The sequence below is a fragment of the uncultured Fibrobacter sp. genome, from assembly GCF_937877005.1.
Classification (GTDB): domain Bacteria; phylum Fibrobacterota; class Fibrobacteria; order Fibrobacterales; family Fibrobacteraceae; genus Fibrobacter.
This window is the reverse complement of record NZ_CALEFV010000332.1, coordinates 1-1,308: the sequence shown is the minus strand read 5'-3', so window position 1 is coordinate 1,308 and position 1,308 is coordinate 1. Positions and strand designations below refer to the sequence as shown.

The 1,308-nt window shown below is 49.8% G+C and carries 1 protein-coding gene and 1 pseudogene; both read left to right on the top strand.

All coding sequences use genetic code 11. From position 1 onward, the window contains the following. A pseudogene (locus Q0628_RS14670) lies at nucleotides 1-487 on the top strand (hypothetical protein); the annotation flags it as partial. Nucleotides 488-704: 217 nt separating this feature from the next. After that, nucleotides 705-1,308: TIGR02147 family protein (locus tag Q0628_RS14665; RefSeq protein ID WP_298772252.1), on the top strand; the 604-nt coding region annotated here is incomplete at its 3' end.

Sequence of the window (1,308 nt, the reverse complement as noted above, 5' to 3'; positions counted from 1 at the left end):
TTTACCGTTAATCGGTCAAGTCGACGATGGTTCTTCTGTAGAATACGTCAATGCGTTCTCTGATAAAACGCTAGGTGCCGAAAGTTTCTCGGATGGGACTGTGGCCGTACAGCTTCATTACTACAACGCAGACGGCATCAATGGCGACGTATGGGGACAGAATGTGGGAATGGACCTTTATCCGGTCTATAGCAAGACCGTCCCGGATAGCACTGGAAAGACTTCGTTTGTCGTTTCCCGCGCGGCGTCGCCTGTGAATGTTCGTAGCGCTGGCCGCATGGTCGAAATCTCGGGCGTGCAAGCGAGCGAGGGCTACGCACTCATGGATATGCAGGGCCGCGTCGTGAAGGCCTTTGACCTGGGACGCCGTGCAGCGGGTGAGTATTTCGAAACTGTCGCTGCCGAGGGTGTCGTTCGCGGTCGCTATATCGGTGTGCTGCAGGTGAATGGCCGTGTGACAGACAAGGTAATGCTGCTGAAGCGGTAAAATACGACCTTTAATAGTTAATCAAGGGCTCTCGCGAAATGCGGGAGCCTTTTTGTTTTGTGTTTTGAGGATTTTGTTTCATGTTTTCTTGATTTTGTTTTATAGATTGCAAAAAATTTTTGATTGGAAATGCGAAGTGCTTAAATCCGCTTAAATTCGCCATTTTTGTTTTAGCAAAAATGTTGCATAGTGTTCTTTGAAATTCTATTTTATAATCATGATGAAATCAGTTATTGAATACAAGGACTATCGCGAGTACGTACTCGACTACTACCGCGAACGCAAGCGCACGTCGGCGTTTACCTGGCGCGAGTTTGCAAAGATTGCTGGTTTCGCATCGGGTTCATACCTGAAGCTTGTTTGCGATGGCAAGACAAGGCTTCGGGAGGAAGGAGCAAAGAAGACGGCCTTGGCAATGGGGTTGCTGGGGTTTGAGTTCGACTACTTCGTCTTGATGGTTCGATACGAAAGCGCAAAGACGGACCGGGAAAAGAAAAAGTGTTTCGAAGAAATGGAAGCATTGAGTTCGGCACACCATGTGAAAATTCTCGGCAGCGAGATGTACACGTTCTATGAAACGTGGAAACATTCCGTGGTCCGTGAGCTGGCGGTTGCCATGCCGGGCGCAAAACCGCACGAAATCGCGAAGGCTTGCAGGCTGCCTATATCGGCTGCCGACGTGAGCAACAGTTTGCGTTTCCTTTTGAATGCGGGATTCTTGACTGTGGATGCGAAGGGCCATTACCAGCAGACGAATTGTTCTCTCACCCCGGGGCGCCTAAAGGTTGTCTCGGTGGCGGTGCATTCGTTGCTGCGCCAGA